The sequence below is a fragment of the Burkholderia sp. WP42 genome (genome assembly GCF_000745665.1).
GTDB lineage: Bacteria > Pseudomonadota > Gammaproteobacteria > Burkholderiales > Burkholderiaceae > Burkholderia > Burkholderia vietnamiensis.
Window position 1 is genome coordinate 32117 of the sequence record NZ_JQJT01000019.1, and the last position, 16182, is coordinate 48298.

Annotated in this window: 22 protein-coding genes; 12 read left to right on the forward strand and 10 right to left on the reverse strand. The window is 68.6% G+C overall.

Going from position 1 to position 16182, the window contains the following annotated elements; genetic code table 11:
- Positions 1 to 8: 8 nt before the first annotated feature.
- Positions 9 to 335 carry a thioredoxin family protein gene (locus EX20_RS12135; RefSeq protein ID WP_011881262.1) on the reverse strand — a complete coding sequence of 109 codons (327 nt, stop codon included), beginning with the start codon at positions 333 to 335 and terminating at the stop codon, positions 9 to 11.
- A 253-nt stretch (positions 336 to 588) separates the two neighbouring features.
- Here EX20_RS12135 and EX20_RS12140 point away from each other — a divergent pair, with 253 nt between their 5' ends.
- Positions 589 to 921, forward strand: coding sequence for a DUF2322 family protein (locus tag EX20_RS12140; RefSeq protein WP_011881261.1), 333 nt, complete (start codon positions 589 to 591; stop codon positions 919 to 921).
- A gap of 114 nt (positions 922 to 1035) precedes the next feature.
- Here the strand turns inward: EX20_RS12140 and EX20_RS12145 are convergent, their stop codons facing one another.
- Complete coding sequence (locus EX20_RS12145) at positions 1036 to 1605, reverse strand: hypothetical protein (protein WP_034193697.1); 570 nt, start codon at positions 1603 to 1605, stop codon at positions 1036 to 1038.
- A gap of 180 nt (positions 1606 to 1785) precedes the next feature.
- Complete coding sequence (locus tag EX20_RS12150; RefSeq protein ID WP_009691375.1) at positions 1786 to 2244, reverse strand: Lrp/AsnC family transcriptional regulator; 459 nt, start codon at positions 2242 to 2244, stop codon at positions 1786 to 1788.
- A 126-nt stretch (positions 2245 to 2370) separates the two neighbouring features.
- Here EX20_RS12150 and EX20_RS12155 point away from each other — a divergent pair, with 126 nt between their 5' ends.
- Both EX20_RS12155 and EX20_RS12160 read left to right on the forward strand, forming a co-directional pair.
- Entirely contained in the window at positions 2371 to 3108 is a 738-nt protein-coding gene (locus EX20_RS12155; protein ID WP_011881258.1) for an AzlC family ABC transporter permease, read from the forward strand.
- The gene (locus tag EX20_RS12160; protein ID WP_034193698.1) at positions 3098 to 3400 is read left to right on the forward strand and encodes an AzlD family protein; all 303 of its coding nucleotides are present in this window, start codon (positions 3098 to 3100) and stop codon (positions 3398 to 3400) included. The genes EX20_RS12155 and EX20_RS12160 overlap by 11 nt, the downstream gene beginning before the upstream one ends.
- Positions 3401 to 3559: 159 nt before the next feature.
- Here the strand turns inward: EX20_RS12160 and EX20_RS12165 are convergent, their stop codons facing one another.
- Entirely contained in the window at positions 3560 to 4423 is an 864-nt protein-coding gene (locus tag EX20_RS12165) for an SDR family NAD(P)-dependent oxidoreductase (RefSeq protein WP_034193699.1), read from the reverse strand.
- A gap of 69 nt (positions 4424 to 4492) precedes the next feature.
- Positions 4493 to 4960: a cupin domain-containing protein gene (locus EX20_RS12170; RefSeq protein WP_034193700.1), complete on the reverse strand. Its 468-nt coding sequence runs from the start codon at positions 4958 to 4960 to the stop codon at positions 4493 to 4495.
- Between the two features lie 297 nt (positions 4961 to 5257).
- Here EX20_RS12170 and EX20_RS12175 point away from each other — a divergent pair, with 297 nt between their 5' ends.
- From EX20_RS12175 to EX20_RS12185, 3 genes are all read left to right on the forward strand, one after another.
- A complete protein-coding gene (locus EX20_RS12175) occupies positions 5258 to 5734 on the forward strand; it encodes a GNAT family N-acetyltransferase (RefSeq protein ID WP_034193701.1) in 477 nt (158 codons plus the stop codon).
- Positions 5735 to 5905: 171 nt separating this feature from the next.
- The gene (locus tag EX20_RS12180; RefSeq protein ID WP_034193702.1) at positions 5906 to 6919 is read left to right on the forward strand and encodes a hypothetical protein; all 1014 of its coding nucleotides are present in this window, start codon (positions 5906 to 5908) and stop codon (positions 6917 to 6919) included.
- A gap of 232 nt (positions 6920 to 7151) precedes the next feature.
- Complete coding sequence (locus EX20_RS12185; protein ID WP_034193703.1) at positions 7152 to 7961, forward strand: TlpA family protein disulfide reductase; 810 nt, start codon at positions 7152 to 7154, stop codon at positions 7959 to 7961.
- 18 nt (positions 7962 to 7979) lie between these two features.
- On the opposite strand, the gene EX20_RS12190 is transcribed toward EX20_RS12185, so the two are convergent.
- Entirely contained in the window at positions 7980 to 8384 is a 405-nt protein-coding gene (locus EX20_RS12190) for a hypothetical protein (protein WP_034193777.1), read from the reverse strand.
- 294 nt (positions 8385 to 8678) lie between these two features.
- On the opposite strand from EX20_RS12190, the gene EX20_RS12195 reads away from it, so the two are divergent.
- The gene (locus EX20_RS12195; RefSeq protein ID WP_011881249.1) at positions 8679 to 9554 is read left to right on the forward strand and encodes a mechanosensitive ion channel family protein; all 876 of its coding nucleotides are present in this window, start codon (positions 8679 to 8681) and stop codon (positions 9552 to 9554) included.
- Between the two features lie 171 nt (positions 9555 to 9725).
- Here EX20_RS12195 and EX20_RS12200 read toward each other — a convergent pair whose 3' ends face one another.
- Complete coding sequence (locus tag EX20_RS12200) at positions 9726 to 10763, reverse strand: histone deacetylase family protein (protein ID WP_034193704.1); 1038 nt, start codon at positions 10761 to 10763, stop codon at positions 9726 to 9728.
- Positions 10764 to 10887: 124 nt separating this feature from the next.
- Here EX20_RS12200 and EX20_RS12205 point away from each other — a divergent pair, with 124 nt between their 5' ends.
- The 4 genes from EX20_RS12205 (at position 10888) to dbpA (ending at position 13758) form a co-directional block, all read left to right on the forward strand.
- Positions 10888 to 11376 carry an Lrp/AsnC family transcriptional regulator gene (locus EX20_RS12205; RefSeq protein ID WP_014724347.1) on the forward strand — a complete coding sequence of 163 codons (489 nt, stop codon included), beginning with the start codon at positions 10888 to 10890 and terminating at the stop codon, positions 11374 to 11376.
- 60 nt (positions 11377 to 11436) lie between these two features.
- A complete protein-coding gene (locus EX20_RS12210) occupies positions 11437 to 11757 on the forward strand; it encodes a hypothetical protein (protein WP_034193705.1) in 321 nt (106 codons plus the stop codon).
- A gap of 409 nt (positions 11758 to 12166) precedes the next feature.
- Positions 12167 to 12364 (forward strand): hypothetical protein, encoded by a 198-nt coding sequence (locus EX20_RS12215; protein WP_011881245.1) that lies wholly within the window; start codon positions 12167 to 12169, stop codon positions 12362 to 12364.
- Entirely contained in the window at positions 12361 to 13758 is a 1398-nt protein-coding gene (dbpA, locus tag EX20_RS12220) for an ATP-dependent RNA helicase DbpA (RefSeq protein WP_014724345.1), read from the forward strand. Before EX20_RS12215 ends, dbpA begins: the two co-directional genes overlap by 4 nt.
- Before the next feature lie 39 nt (positions 13759 to 13797).
- On the opposite strand, the gene EX20_RS12225 is transcribed toward dbpA, so the two are convergent.
- Together EX20_RS12225 and EX20_RS31885 are read right to left on the reverse strand one after the other, a co-directional pair.
- Entirely contained in the window at positions 13798 to 14622 is an 825-nt protein-coding gene (locus EX20_RS12225) for a phosphate/phosphite/phosphonate ABC transporter substrate-binding protein (RefSeq protein WP_034193706.1), read from the reverse strand.
- A 151-nt stretch (positions 14623 to 14773) separates the two neighbouring features.
- A complete protein-coding gene (locus tag EX20_RS31885) occupies positions 14774 to 14914 on the reverse strand; it encodes a hypothetical protein (RefSeq protein ID WP_155121953.1) in 141 nt (46 codons plus the stop codon).
- Positions 14915 to 14927: 13 nt separating this feature from the next.
- On the opposite strand from EX20_RS31885, the gene EX20_RS12230 reads away from it, so the two are divergent.
- Positions 14928 to 15953, forward strand: a complete 1026-nt coding sequence (locus EX20_RS12230) for a fatty acid desaturase (RefSeq protein WP_034193778.1) — start codon at positions 14928 to 14930, stop codon at positions 15951 to 15953.
- On the opposite strand, the gene EX20_RS31890 is transcribed toward EX20_RS12230, so the two are convergent.
- Positions 15943 to 16164 (reverse strand): hypothetical protein, encoded by a 222-nt coding sequence (locus EX20_RS31890; protein ID WP_059888851.1) that lies wholly within the window; start codon positions 16162 to 16164, stop codon positions 15943 to 15945. The two genes, EX20_RS12230 and EX20_RS31890, sit on opposite strands and share 11 nt — an antisense overlap.
- Positions 16165 to 16182 lie beyond the last annotated feature (18 nt).

Genomic DNA, 16182 nt, shown 5'->3' on the forward strand with positions numbered 1-16182 from the left:
CGACGGCCTCAGGCGAGTGCGGCGAAGCCGTCGGCTTCGATCTGCGTGGCGTCGGCCGGACGCACGACACGCGCGACTTCGACGCCGTCGCGCAGGAACACCAGCGTCGGCCACAGCTTCACGCCGAACGAACGGCCGAGCGGGCGGCCGGGGCCGTCCTCGATCTTGAGATGCCGCACGGCAGGATGCGCGGCGAACGACGCGGCGATCGCGGGCTGCGCGGCCGCGCAGATGCCGCACCAGTTCGCGCCGAATTCGATGACGGTGGCACCGGTCAGTGCGTCGACTTCCGCGCGCGTCGGCGCGTTGGCGGTGTAGCGTTGCTCGGTTTCCATCGAGGCCCTCGTGTGCATTGGCGGAACGGGGCCGCCGCGTGCCGGCGTGCGCGGCACGAGCGGCCGGTGATTTCTTACTGTAGCGGAAAAGCGCGCGGGATGCCGGCGGCGGGCGGGCCGGCGCGCCGGTCGATCCGGATGAGGCGAGACGGGCGATCCGCTGCCGCTACCGCTGACGCGCCCCGTTCTGCGGGATAGCGATCGGATAAGATACGGCCCGATTGGCCCATGACCGAACCGACGGAGTGTTTCAGTGATTCAACCGACCGCAGTATTCAAGGACAACCTCGCGCAACTGCCGGCCATCGACGGCATCGCACGCATCGACCTCGTCGGCGCGAACGGCGAGGTAGTCGCCAGCATCGAGAACCAGCCGGGCAAGCAAGGCTCGCTCGCCGTGTACAACTATCTGCAGCAGGCGTTCGGCACGCTCGACGCGAAAGCGGCCGAACACGGCCTCGCAGTGTTCGGCGAGCATACGGCCGATGCACGCAACCGCCCGGGCGCCCACCCGAACGTCGATCGTCTGCTGGCGATCGTCGCGGGCGGCGAAGCGCTGCGCATCGACGTGATCGCGCAGCACTGACGCGCAACGACGTAACGGCGGGTGCGCGAAGCCGGCATCGGGCACCCGCCGATACGCAGCCGCACGCCGCCACGCGCGGCGGCATGCGGCAACGGGCGAACCCGCGCGCGATCCTCAGCGATTCGCGCCGAGCGCCACGCGCAGCCGCTCCATCAGCGCCGTGTAGTGACGCAGCACGTCGGCCTTGTCGGTCACGTTCGCGGTCGCGAAGCGCTCGACCCATGCCGGTTTCCATTCGTACGTGCCATGCACGCTGCGGTCGCCATCGGGCGCGTGGATCAGCGAACGAATCCGCGCGTCGCGGCCGGGCCCCGTGTGCATTTCGAACAGCGCGTGGATGAACGTGTGATACGCGTCGTAGACGTCGTCGTCGAACAGATAGCGATAGATGTGGAACGTGCGGTCCAGCTCGCGCTTGGCGCGGATCACGTCGTCCGGCGAGATGTCCTTCCAGTAGCCGATCCACGTGTAGAAGCACAGCAGCGCATTGAGCTGCGGCGCGACCGTGTCGTACAGCGCGAGCCGTTTCTCGATCAGCCGCTGGTTGGTCCACTGCACGAGCTCGAGCCGCTTCAGCCGGCGCGCGACGAGCCAGCCGAGGCACGCGACCGACAGCGGCGTCAGCACGCCGAGCACGAGCTTGACGATTTCCAGCGAATTCCACGGATCGTTGAGTGGCTGCATGACGGCTCGACCAGAAGAACGCACCGCGCGGCGATCGTGCGCGATGACGGTTAGTTGCCGGTGCAGCCGACGCGCGCATCGGCCGCGACGCGGCGAAACGAAACTGCATCGACAGTGTAGCGGGCGATCGTCACCGGCCGATGACGAAACGGCGATGCGGCGCGGCGCGTCCGCCGTGCGCTACGTCGGCAGCGCCGACGTGAGCTTCACCTTCTGCATCGGGATGTCGGTCTTCACGCTGAGGACGCCGGGGATGCGCGTCAGGTACTCCATCTGGAAGCGCCGGTAATCGTCGATGTCCGCCGCCACGACGCGCAGCAGAAAATCGCAGTCGCCGGCCATCAGATGACATTCGACGACCTCCGGCATCTGCTGGACGGCGTCGGCGAAGCGATTCACGGACTCCGCGTCCTGCCCCTTGAGCCACACGCGCGTGAAGATCGTCAGCCCCTTGCCGACCTTCGCCGGGTTCAGCACCGCCACGTACTTCTCGATCACGCCGGCTTCCTCGAGCAAGCGCACGCGCCGCAGGCACGGCGACGGCGACAGCCCGACCTCGTGCGCGAGTTCCACGTTCTGCATGCGGCCGTCGCGCTGCAGAGCGCTGAGGATCCGTCGATCGATCGCATCGAGCTTCATTGGCATCCGATTCCAAAAAAATATCAAAACACGCGTTAAGTGCCAAATTCTCGGAAATATCTAGCTACAACGCAACCCGATTCGAGTCAAAAAAGCAGACAATCCCACTCCCCCGAAGGAGGAGTAATGAGCAGTAGCATTTCCACGTCGTCCGGGCTTCGCGACAAGCCCGCCTATGTCGCCGAGATGGGTCGCGGGCTGCGCGCGGCGCTGCCCGTCATGCTGGGTTTCGTGCCGTTCGCGCTGCTGCTCGGCGCGCAGGCGGCGCAAAAAGGGCTGAGCCCGTTCGAGGTGCCGATGATGACGGGCCTGAACTTCGGCGGCGGCTCCGAATTCGCGGCGATCCATCTGTGGACTTCGCCGCCGCACATCGCGCTGATCGTCGCGATGTCGTTCCTCGTCAATTCGCGCCACATCCTGATGGGTGCGGCGTTGGCACCGTACATCCGGCGTCTGCCGCGGCGCCGCGCGTTCGCCGCGCTGTTCTTCATGTGCGACGAGAGCTGGGCGATGTCGCTCGCCGATGCGCGCGCCCGATCGGCCTCGCACATCAGCGTGCCGTACTACGCGGGCATCTGCGCGGGGCTGTACCTGACGTGGATCTCGATGACGACGTTCGGCGCGGCGGTCGGCCCGACGATCGGCAACGTCGAGCAGTACGGCTTCGACATGGCGTTCACTGCCGTGTTTCTGGTGCTGCTGCGCGGCATGTGGAAGGGCGTGCGTGCGAGCCGCCCGTGGTTAGTGAGCCTCGTCGTCGCGGCCGCCACGCACATCGCGGTGCCGGGCGCGTGGTACGTCGCGGCCGGAGCGTGCGCGGGGCTGCTCGCCGCGCTGCTGTGGGAGCCGCACGATGCTGCCTGACGTCGCGACGGTCGCGACCATCGTGCTGATGGCGTCGACGACCTATCTGTCGCGCGTACTCGGCTATGTGCTGCTGCGCAACCGCACGCTGAGCCCGCGCATGGCGTCGGTGATGGAGAACGTACCCGGTTGCGTGCTGATTTCGGTGATCGCACCGGCGTTCGTGTCGACGCGGCCTGCCGATCTGGTCGCGCTCGCGGTCACGCTGGCCGCGGCGACGCGCCTGTCGATCCTGCCGACCGTCATCGTCGGGGTCGTGTCGGCGGGAGTGCTGCGGCAGTTGCTGGGGTAACGCGGTAACGCGGTGCGGGCTGCGGGCTCTGGTCGCTGCTACTCGGCTGCCCCGTTGCTTGTCGAAGCAAACCGAATGGTTGCGATCAGTACGCGCTCAAGGCGACGTCGCCGCGGCCACCGACACCGGTATCAAACGGCCTCGCCGCCCGCGCCCCCATCACGTCAGATTCAATCCCCCGTCGAGCATCACGATCTCGCCCGTCATGTAATCGGACGCGACGAGCATCGCGACGGTCTGCGCGATGTCATCCGGCGACGCGGCGCGACGCATCGGCGCGTGCTCGCGCCAGAGCCGCTGCGCATCGGTCCAGTCGGCCGTGAGCGGTGTGTCGACGAGCCCGGGCGCCACCGCGTTGACGCGGATCGCCGGCGCGAGCGTGCGCGCGAGCAATCGCGTCGTGTGATTGAGCGCGGCCTTCGCGGCCGCATACGGAATCGACGCGCCCTTCGGCCGTACCCCGGCATGCGAGCTGACGTTGACGACGCAACCGGCGCGTCCGCGCGACGCTGCGTCGAGCAGCGCGGGCTGGGCGAGCGCCACGAGCCGGAACGGCGCGATCACGTTGATCTCGTGCATCTCGCGCCACACGTCGGGCGTCGCGGCCGCGAGATCGTCATGTGCGATCACGCGGCTCACGCCCGCGTTGTTCACCAGCACGTCGAGCCGGCCGTGCACCGCGAGCGCATCGCGTATCAGCCGCACGCGCTCGGCATCGTCGGCGAGATCGGCCTGCACGTACGTGCCGCCGAGCTCCCGCGCCATCGCGCGCCCGGCGTCGACCGAACTGCGCGAATGCAGGATCACCGCATGGCCATCCGCCGCGAGGCGGCGCGCGATCGCCGCACCGATGCCCGACGTCGATCCGGTGACGAGCGCGACCGGCCGATGCACGCGCAGCGCGCGCGGCTCGCCCCCCGCCCCGCCCCCGGTTTGGTTTTGGGTTTCGGTTTCGGTTCGGGTTTCGGTTTCGGTTTCGGTTTCGGAAAGCGGGTCGTTCAACGGCGGAAGCGGCGCGTCCATGGGATGCGATCCTGTCAGTGGCGTTCCCGCATCATAAGCGCGACGGCGGCCGCTGCGGGCAAGCGCGGCTTATGGCTGGCCGGGCAGTTCGACGAAATCCTCGAGCGCGCCCGCGACGTGAAGCCGCTTGCCGATTCTCGGATACTCGCACACGTCGTGTTCCAGGCGCTGTCCCATGATCAGCAGTTCGAGCGGCGCGGCGCCGGTGTTCTGCAACGTGTGCGCTTCGCCGCCGCGCGCAAAGCCGAGAAAATCGCCCGGCCCGATTTCGTACGCACGTTCGCCGATCGTGGCCGTGCCCGTGCCCGACAGCACGTACACGCATTCCTCCTCGTACAGATGACGGTGATATTCGGCCGATTCGCGACCGGGCGTCAGCGTCAGCAGGTGCGCGCCGATCTGCGTGAGGCCGGTCGGGTCGCCGAGCTGGCGTTTCAGGCGGACCGCATTGGGGTTCAGCGGATGCACTTCGCGCGCCGGTTCCATCTTCGCGATATCGGCGGCTTTCAACAGTGCCCTGGCAGGCGTCGGGGACATGGCAACCTCGTCGACAGCAATGCAGCGGTTGAACGGGCTCGCCGAAGCGGCACGGCAAGCATGCGACGGTATTGTCGGACATTTTCGCGCACGCGCGCAGCGGTGCGCGGCCGACACGCACGTGGCGGCGCTTCGCGCTTCACGTTCGATGCAACGCGGCATAATCGATCGTGTCCCGCGACGTTATACGCACCATTGGGCTGGACGAGTTGCCGCCCGAGTTTCCACCGTCACGGCCGTCTCCCTTTCCGGCCGCGCCCGCAACGCTTCGCTTCCTCCACGATGAGGTGCACGACAATGAACAGTTCAGACGCCGGCCTGACCGTACGCCCGGTCCGGGAAGACGATTACGACAACTGGCTGCCGCTGTGGGACGGCTACAACCGCTTCTACGGCCGTGCTGGCGACACTGCACTGCCGCTCGAGATCACGCAGCTCACGTGGTCGCGCTTCTTCGATGGCTACGAACCCGTGCATGCACGGGTTGCCGAACGTGGCGGCCAACTCGTCGGTCTCGTGCACTTTCTGTATCACCGCAGCACGACGCTGAAAGGCCCGACCTGCTACCTGCAGGATCTGTTCACGCTCGAAAGCGAACGCGGCCGCGGCGTCGGCCGGGCGCTGATCGGCGCCGTGTACGACGCGGCGCGCGCCCATCGCGCCGAACGCGTGTACTGGCAGACGCACGAGACGAATCACACGGCGATGCGGCTCTACGACAGCGTCGCCGAGAAGACCGGCTTCGTGGTGTACCGGAAAGTCCTGCCGCGCTGAATGCGCATTGCGCGCTGCCGGTGCGGGCGACGCGGCACGGTGCGCGAAACCAACGGCACGTCCGCGCCGCTTTCCGTTTCCCGCGATGACGTTCTACAGTTACGGGAACCGACCTGCACCGTTGCGCATCGCCCACGTGCCGCGATACGCACCCGATTCCGAGGGACATCCATGCCGAGCATCATCGCCGGTTCCGCCGCCCTGCCGCCGAGCACCGTCGCCGCCGAAACGCGCATGGTGCACGACGTCGCCACGCTGCGGCCGTCCGACTACCGGTCGGCCGACGGCACGGCGTGGGTCATCGCGACCATCACGCCGGCCGCCGACAGCGGCGCGCCGGTGACCGGCCCCACCTACTTCGACACCGCGACCCGCCAAACCGTCGCGGTACCCGATGCGCGCAGGCGCTATGCGAACCGCGGCACCTGGCAGGTCGTCGCGACGTCGAGCCCCGCGGTGCCGGCCACCGGCCGCTACGACTGGCTCACGCTCGCGTGGCTGCCGATCAACCGGCGGCCGCTGCCGCAAACGCCCGAGCATCTGTATTCCCCGTTCATCCACGGCGGCACGATCGTCTATCGATGGAATCCGGCCGCGCAAGGCGGCGAGCAGTTCGGCAACGTGCGGATGATCTTTCCGGCGTGGCAGCAACCCGTGGCGGACGTGCTGCGCAGCGCACCCGACGACGCCGCGCAGTTGGCAGCGAGCGCGGCTGCACCGGCGCTCGAGCGTGTGGTGCACGACGACAATCCGATGCTCGCCGTCCTCGACTTCGCCACCGCGCTGCAAGAAGAACCGGCCGAGCGGATCGCCGCGCGTCTGCCGGCATTGTTGCGGGCGCACGACCTGCACGAAGTGTCGGCGCTCGTGTTCCTGTGCATCGCCGAAGCGCGCGAAGCCGAGCGGCCGCGCCTCGTCGAAGCGATCAACGGGGCGATTTTCTCGATCGACGACGGCCCACGTCTGCTCGCGATCGCCTACGGCGCGTTCGCGGCCGGTCGCGCGAAGCAGCGTCCGTTCAGCGATGCCGCTCAGACCGCGCGCATCGGCGACGTGTTCGCCGCGTTGAAGCAGCGCACCACGGCACTCGGCGTGCCCGTCGGTCACGGCACGCCATGGGATGAGTTCTTCACGGCGTACCGGCTCGGCGGCACGTCGGCCGGCGTTGGCCGCGACATCCGGTAGTCAGGGCTGCGGCGCGAGCGCCGCGCGTATCGTCGGGCGCGCCGCCGCACAGCGGCGAACGCGACGTCGTCCTGAACGATCGCATCCGCCATTCGAGCGGCCGCCGCAACGCGGCGCAGGCCGCTCGATCACGACGGGAACCGCAAGCGCCGCGCCGGGTCGAAACGCCGCATCACGCGTCGACCGCGTCGCGTTCACCGGTCGATCCCTCGTTCCCCGAAACTTTGCCTGCATGTTGAGCCTTGGTCCCTTCTCGATCCGCGTCGTCGCGGTAGCCGCCGCGGCATTGCTGGCGTGGCTCGTTGCCCGCCTGATTCAGCGCCGCCCGCCTGACGGCCAGCACAAGAGCGCGTCGAGCCTGATCCTCGACGTGCTGCTGCTGGGGCTCGTCGCCGCCCGTATCGGCTATGTCGCGCAATGGTGGCGCGAATACGCGGCCACGCCGCGTTCGATCGTCGCGCTCGGCGACGGCGGCTTCGACTGGCGGATCGGCCTCGCGGCCGCGCTGCTGTTCGCCGTGTGGCGGCTGCGCCGCCTGCCGGCGCTGCGCCGGCCCGTCGCCGCCGGCATCGTCGCCGGGCTGGCCGCATGGGGCATTGCGCTGGGCACACTCGCGACGCTGCAGCGCAATGCGCCGCCGTTCGCCGCAATGCAGTTGCAGGCGCTCGATGGAACGCCCGTATTGCCGCAACGCTTTGCCGGCAAGCCGCTCGTCGTGAATCTGTGGGCGACGTGGTGCGCGCCCTGCCGGCGCGAAATGCCGATTCTCGAACAGGTGCAGCGCGATCGGCCGGACATCACGGTGCTGATGCTCAATCAGGGAGAAAGCGCGTCGGCGGTACGCGCGTTCCTCGCGCAGCAGGGGCTGCGCTTCGACACCGTGCTGCTCGATCCGACGCTGCGCGCGATGCATGCGTACGGATCGCGCGGCCTGCCCACGACACTGTTCTTCAACGCGAAGGGCGAACTCGTCGAATCGCACATGGGTGAAATCACGACCGCACGGCTGAAGGACGCCGCGGCGCAGCACTTCGGCCAGTGATGCGCGCGGCGGCGACCGTCACGGCCGCGACATCACCATCACGCGCCCCGACACGCGCTGAAGCTTGAGCCAGCCGGTGTCGGCGGTAAAGCGGAGCTGCTGCAACGGGAAGTCGAACGACGCCTTTTGCGCCGCGCTGACCACCGCATCGGCGATCCACCGAATCAGTTCCTTGCCTTCGTCGGTGGTCTGGTGGCCGTTCTGCACGCCGTAGAAATAGCGATTGCCCGCGTTGACTTCGTTCTGCAGCTGCATCCAGTGGCCGGCCAGGCCGGCCAGCGTTCTGAACAGATCGGCGACGCGTTGCGTCGTCAGGCCGCGCGCCCACAACGCACCGTTCGTCGCCGGGCGCGCCAGGTTGTGTCGGTCTGCTTCCTGGGCCTGCTCCTTGATGTCGCCTCGCAGTGAGTCGGGTTTCGTCATCGCATTTTCCTCGTGAAGGCCCGTCGCGGGCCGGTTGATTGAAAAGCCGCTGAAACGCGCGCGCGCGCTGCCCGCACGATACCGCCAATCCGGAAAATGTTCGCCTGTCAGGTGTATCAGGCCGCGCACGCGCGCGCACGATCGGCGCGACACTGCATGCGTCCCGCCCGGTTGCGTTCGCGCCGCGCACGGGAAGGTTGTACAGTCGAGGGCTGCCGACGTGCGAGCGCAGCGCCGTCCGACGACGAGCCGTGCATCACGTCGCGCCTTTTGTCATCGAACCGGAATCCCGTCATGTTTCTCGATCATCTTCATCCGGAACGCTGGACGTTCCTGTGGAACGCGTTGTCGACGCTTTCGATCAGGCTTTGCGCCGGCCTCGCGTTGCTCGTCGTCGGCTGGTGGCTGTCGAAGCGCATCGGCAACTGGCTGAACCGTCTGCTCGCGAACAAGGAGCGCGTGGACGTCACGCTGCGCCCGATCCTCTGCGACGTCGCCGTGTGGGGCATCCGCATCGTCGCGATCGTCGGCGCGCTGTCGCAGCTCGGCATCGAAACCGCGAGCATCGTCGCGGTGCTCGGCGCGGCCGGCCTCGCGATCGGCCTCGCGCTGCAAGGCACGATGCAGAACATCGCGGCCGGCATCATGCTGTTGCTGCTGCGGCCGTTCAAGGTCGGCGACTACATCGACGGCGGCACCGGCGTCGCGGGCACCGTGGACGAGGTCGGCCTGTTCATGACACGGCTGACCAAACCCGACGGCATCTGCGAATACGTGCCGAACAGCGCGCTGTGGGGCAGCTCGATCCGCAACTACACGCGCAATCCGACGCGCCGTCTCGATCTCGAAGTGGAGGTGTCGGTGCACGACGACATCGATCGTGCACTCGGCGCGCTGCGCGCGCTGGCCGAAGCCGACCCCGACGTGCTGAGCGATCCTGCGCCCGACGTGATGGTGATGCGCTTCGACGACAGCACCGCGATCGCGAACGTGCGCGTGTGGACCCACACCGACAAGTTCTGGGCGACCCGCTGGCGTCTCGCGCGCCAGGTGCGCAAGACGCTCGACGATGCGGACTGCGCACTGCCGATCCGCACCCGCGAGCTGCATATCGTGCACGACGCCGAGCAGCAACGACGCGCCGATCCGCATCGCGCGCAGGTGTCGTGAGGCGGCGCGGCGCATGACCGCGCGTATCGCGCGAGGACACGCCGCGCGATACGCTCCGGCATGCGCGGCGTCGCGTACGTCACGTAGTCCGTACCTCGATCGGTTGCCCGCACGGCCGCGCGGCTGATCGCCGAGGCGGCGGTGTAGCGGTTCAGCAACGCAGCGCAACCTCTACGCCCGCCCTTCGAAACCAAGCAACACGTTCACCGCATTCACGCCGATTTCGTCGACCATATACCCGCCTTCCATCACGAACAGCGTCGGCACGCGCAGCCGCGCGAGCGCCTCGCCGATGCGCAGGTAGTCGGGCGAGCGCAGCTTGAAGTGGCTGATCGGGTCGTGCTCGAACGTGTCGACGCCGAGCGATACGACCAGCAGATCGGGCGCATGCGCGGCGACCGCTGCCGCCGCGTGCTCGAGCGCGCGCGCATACGCGTCCCACTGCGTGCCCTTCGGCAACGGCAGATTCAGGTTGAAGCCGTCGCCCGCGCCGCTGCCGCGCTCGTGCGCGTAGCCGGAGAAGTACGGATAGCACACGGCCGGCTCGCCGTGGATCGACGCGAACAGCACGTCCGCGCGATCGTAGAAGATGTCCTGCGTGCCGTTGCCGTGGTGGAAATCGACGTCGACTATCGCAACGCGCGCAGCGCCGCTCGCGATGCCGCGCTGCGCAGCGATCGCCGCGTTGTTCAGATAGCAGTAACCGCCCATGTATTCGCGACCCGCATGATGACCGGGCGGCCGGCACAGCGCGAACGCCGCACGCGCGCCGCCGTTCGACAGCAGGTCCGCCGCGGTGAGCGCGGAATTCGCGCTCGCGCGCACGGCGTCCCACGTGCCGGCATTGATCGGCGCACCGGCGTCCATCGCGAAGAAGCCCAGCTTGCCGTCGATGAAATCGGGCAGCGCCGCCGGCGACGGCATCGCGCGCACCGGCCACACCAGCGGCAGCGCCTGGCAGCTGCGGCCGCTCGCGGTCCACTCGTCCCACGCACCGGCAAGAAACTCGACGTACCGCGTGCTGTGCGCGCCGGCGTAGCAGGCGCGGTCGAACGCGCGCGGCGCGAGCACGTCGCCGAGGCCCGCCGCGCGCACCTGCGCGAGCACCGTCTCGGCGCGCAGCGGATTTTCGAACGAATCGGTGATCGCGCCGTCTTTCAGTTCGACGCCGCGATGCAGATGGTGATCGCTGCTGTAGATCGTGAGCATGGTTGGCCGTTCCAGTGAAACGCGTGACTGAGGCGACAGTCTATCGACGCCCGATGGCGATTGTTTTGCTTTCGACTTCGCCGTTTCCTACAATTTCGAAAAAACCGCCTACGGAGATCACTCAATGAGCAAAAATCGCGCTCCGCTCGAACTGGACGGCGTCGACCGCGCGATGCTGCGCATGCTGCAGGACGACGGCGCGCTATCGAATGCGACGCTCGGCGAGCGCCTGTCGTTGAGCGTCACGCCATGCTGGCGGCGGCGCAAGCGGCTCGAGGACGAACGGGTGATCACCGGCTATCAGGCCAATCTCGACCGCCGCGCGCTCGGAATGAACGTGTTCGCGTTCGTACACGTCACGTTCAACATGCATTCGGACCAGGACGCCGATCATTTCGAGGACGTGATGCGCAGTCACGACGAAGTGACGTCGTGCCACAAGATCACCGGCGCGGCCGACTACATTCTTCAGGTGGTCGCGTCCGATCTCGACGCGTATGCCACGTTCGTCGAACGCGTGCTGAGGAAGCAGGCCGGCGTGTCGTCGATTCAGTCGAGCCTCGCGCTGCGCGAGGTGAAGTTCTCGTCGCGCGTGCCGGTGCCCGATGCGTAAGTGTCCGTTCCCGCCCGCGCCGGCATCCGCGTCGATCGTCATCCCATGGAGCACCCCGTCATGAAACCCGTCATGCCTTCCGTCTCGCTCGCCGCCGCATTCGCGCTCGCGCTCGCATTGACCGCCTGCACCACCGAACCGCCGTCGCCGCTTCCACCGGACGTCGCCGGACGGTCCGCGCCGAGCACGCAGACCGCGCAGGCCACGCCGCCCGCGCTCGGCGGCGATCGCGACGCGCACGGCTGCATTGGCTCGGCCGGCTACGCGTGGTGCGCGCACACGCAGCAATGCGAGCGTCCATGGGAGCTCGCGCACGCGCGCGGCTTCGCGAACAGCGCGCAGGCGTACGAGCAGTTCTGCGGGAACGGCATCGCGAAGTGACCTGAGGCAGGCGCGAACGCCGGCCCGCGATGCCGCGCCGCGGCTCGACGATCGGCGGGCGCGCTTCGCGCCGTGCCGCGAGCGCACCGGTCGGGCCGCACGCGTGCGCTTTCCGTCGTTGCGGCCGCGTCCGGGCCGCCGCAACCGGCCGGCCGCGGCATTCGCGCCGCTGCGCGTTGCCGCCGCATCGGCCCGCTCGCCGCGCGCCCGCCCGAATGCCCGACTGCCGGTGCGCCGCATCCGCTAGAATTGCGGGCACGCGCGACGCCGTCGCCGCCCGCTCCACCCATCCGCATCGCCGCGGTCCTCGCGACCGCCGGTGCGGCCCGCGCCCGAGCCGCGCGAGCGCCGCACGCCGTTGCCGCGCCCGCCGGGCGCGCCACCAACCGAATTCAGCTGGAGAAAAACCGTGTTTACCTGCCGAAACCAGAGCTGCGGCACGCAGTGGGAGACGTCCGACGTCGTGATCAAGGACGAAGGCCAGGGGCTGCTGTTCCGCTGCCCGCTATGCGGCGCACGCAACTATCTCGAGCGCTTCGAAGCCGAAGACGGCACGGTCGTCTACGAGCAGATGGCCGGCCGCCCCTACCTCGGAGATGTCGAATGACGCAGCCCGCCGCCACGCCGTTCAGCGCGCTGCCGCTGACGCCCGCGACGCTCGCGAACCTCACTCAGCTCGGCTACGTCGACATGACGCCGATCCAGGCCGCGAGCCTGCCGATCGCGCTGGCCGGGCACGACCTGATCGCGCAGGCGAAGACGGGCAGCGGCAAGACCGCCGCATTCTCGCTCGCGCTGCTGTCGCGCCTCGACGCGCGTCGCTTCGACGTGCAGGCGATGATCCTGTGCCCGACGCGCGAGCTCGCCGACCAGGTCGCGCAGGAAGTGCGCCGCCTCGCGCGCGCCGAGGAGAACGTCAAGGTGCTGACGCTGTGCGGCGGCACGCCGATGCGTCCGCAGGCGCAGAGCCTCGAGCACGGCGCGCACGTCGTCGTCGGCACGCCGGGCCGCATCATGGACCACCTCGAGCGCGGCAACCTGAAGCTCGACGCGCTGAACACGCTCGTGCTCGACGAAGCCGATCGGATGCTCGACATGGGCTTCTTCGACGACATCGTGAAAGTCGCACGGATGTGCCCGGCGACGCGTCAGACGCTGCTGTTTTCCGCGACCTATCCGGACGGCATCGCGAAGCTGAGCCAGCAATTCCTGCGCAACCCGAAGGAAGTGAAGCTCGCGGAGCGCCACGACGACAGCAAGATCCGCCAGCGCTTCTACGAAGTGACGGACACCGAGCGTCTGCATGCGGTCGGCCAGTTGCTGAACCACTACCGGCCGGTCAGCACGATCGCGTTCTGCAACACCAAGCAGCAATGCCGCGACCTGCTCGACGTGCTGCACGCGCAGGGCTTCCATGCGCTCGCGCTGCACGGCGAGCTCGAACAGCGCGAACGCGATCAGGTGCTGATCCAGTTCGCGAACCGCAGCTGCTCGGTGCTCGTCGCGACCGACGTCGCCGCGCGCGGGCTCGACATCGCGCAGCTCGAGGCGGTGATCAACGTCGACGTGACGCCCGACCCCGAAGTGCACGTGCACCGGATCGGCCGCACCGGCCGGGCCGACCAGGAAGGCTGGGCGCTGAGCCTGGCGAGCATGGACGAGATGGGCCGGGTCGGCGCGATCGAGCAGGCGCAGAAGCGCGACGTCGAATGGCATTCGCTCGCGGAACTGAAGCCCGCCGACGAAGGCACGCTGCTGCCGCCGATGGAAACGCTGCAGATCCTCGGCGGACGCAAGGACAAGATCCGCCCGGGCGACGTGCTCGGCGCGCTGACCGGCGATGCCGGCTTCGACGGCAAGCAGATCGGCAAGATCAACGTGACGGAGTTCTCGACCTACGTCGCGATCGAGCGCGGCGTCGCGCGCGACGCGCTGCGCAAGCTCAACGCCGGGAAGATCAAGGGCAAGCGCGTCAAGGTGCGCCTGATGGACGACGAATGACCGCAAGCGGTGCGGCGCTTCGAGCGCCGCGCCGCCGCGTCATGCCAGCACCGGATAGCCGCGCGCCGACGCGCGCTGCGCGAACTGCGCAATCGTGTCGTATGCGTGCGGCGCCACACTCTCGAACCCCTTCAGCCTCAGCACGCGCGCGCGGTCGCGATCGACCGTGACCGCATGCGCGAGCGCATCCCGTAGCGGCTTCACCAGCCCGCCGTCGAGCGCCTTCGACGCAATCAGCGGCAACCCCGGCGCCGGCGCCGTCATGCCGACGATCCGGATCTCGTCCAGCAACGCCGGCAGCGCATCGCCCACGTACGCGAACGTCACGCAGTCGATCGCCGCGCAATCGGCTTGGCCGGCCGCGAGCGCGCGCAGCACGTTCAGGTGCGAGCCGAACGACGCGACCGAAGCGAAGAAACGTCCGTCATGCGCGTGCGGCGCGACTGCATCGCGCAACGCATTCATCCCGCTGTGCGAATCGTCGCCGTTGATGGCCGCGCGTAGGCCGCGACACGCGGCCAGCGTCGTCGCGCCGCGCGCCTGCGCGCGCGCCGACACGACCAGCACGCTGCTGTAGCGTGCGCCGTGGCAGCCGGGCGCATCGAACGCGGGCGTCGCGATCAGATGCACGGTTTCGTTCAGCCCGAGCATCCGGTACGGATAGCCGCACGTCTGGGACAGCAGCAGGTCGTTGCGGCGCCACAGCGCATTCAGATCGTCGAACGGCTCGCCGGGCAGCGCGACGTCGACCGGCCCGCCGGCGCGCGCGAACGCATCGAGCGCGTCACGCAGCAACGCGCGCCACAGCGCGCCGTGGCGCGGCGTCACGTTGTACATCGGCAGTGCGGCGATCCATTGGTTCATGCGCGCATTCTACGCAGCGGCGCTGCACCGCGGGAAGCACGCTCGATCGAACTTCCGCAGGCACCGAAACACGAGCGCGCGAACGATGCTTATGCGCCGCGCGGCGATAAGCAAATGCGAAACGCTTGGTTGGCGCGCCGACGCCGCGCCGTTAGCGTTCAAATGGCGCGGCGCCGTCGGATTCCGCCCTGGTGACGGCCGCCACCGGCGAAACACCTGCGGGCACATCGAGCGTGCGCTGCATCGACGCATTCGTCCGCTTGCCGCCTTTCGCGCCGACGGCGCACTTCATCCCGTTTCACACCATGGCCGAATACTTCGACGTCGACCACGCGCGCGCGATCGCCGCGCTCGACGCCCGCTTCACCGCCCGCACCGAGTGGCCGACCTGGCTGCTGATCGTCGCGATCTACGGCGGCTGGCTCGCCGTGCTGCTGCTCGTGCGCGCCGGCCATTTGTCGCTTGGGGCCGCGACGCCGCCGCTGATCCTGCTCGGCGCGTGGCACATGTCGCTGCAGCACGAACTGCTGCACGGGCATCCGACCCGCTGCGCGTTCGTGAACCGGCTGCTGGGCTATCCGCCGCTGACGATCTGGTATCCATACACGCTGTATCGCGACACGCACCTCGACCATCACCGCGACGAGGATCTCACCGTGCCCGGCGTCGACCCGGAATCGAACTACGTGTCGCGCGAGCAGTGGGCGCGGCTGCCGCGCTGGCGACGCGCGCTGACGGTGGCGCGCAACACCTTCGTCGGGCGCCTCGTGTTCGGGCCGCCGACGAGCGTTGCGGCGACGTTCGCCGACGCGCTGCGCAGGTTCCGGCGCGGCGACTTCCACTACCTGCCGATGTGGGCCGCGCACGCCGCGTGCGTGGCCGCACTGCTCGCGTGGCTGCAACGGGCGATCGGCATGCCGTGGTGGTACTACGTACTGGCCGTCGCGTGGCCCGCGCTGTCGGTCGCGATGATCCGGTCGCTGTTCGAGCATCGCGCCGCGCGGCAGCCGAAGGCGCGCATCGCGATCAACGAAGCCGGCTTCGCGATGCGCCTGCTGTATCTGAACAACAACTACCATCTCGTGCATCACGACCTGCCGAAGCTGCCGTGGTACGACCTGCCGCGTGCGTACCGGATGCGCCGCGACGCGTATGCGCAAAAATGCGGCGGCTTCGTGATCCGCGGCGGCTATCGCGAACTGCTCGCGCGCCATGCGTGGACGCCGACCGACGCGCCCGTGCATCCGTTCGAGCGCGGCACCGCATCGCTGTCCACAGGCTGCGGCGCGACGATCGCCGTGGTCGACGGGTATCTCCGGATCAGTACCTGACGCACGTCAGGCGCGCGAGCGCGTAGGGCGTCGGTCGCGTCGCGAAGCCGCCCGTTGCGGCGGCCGTTGCGCGCAACGGCGCGCCATCCACGCCCCCTGCGCATTCCTTACGAAACGCCGACGCCAGCGCAATGCGGCGCTCTACCGCCGAATTGCCAATTGCGTCGGCAATGGCCAGAATGACGGCTCGTCCGGAGCCGCCCACGATCATTCGCTCCGCCTCCGCCCG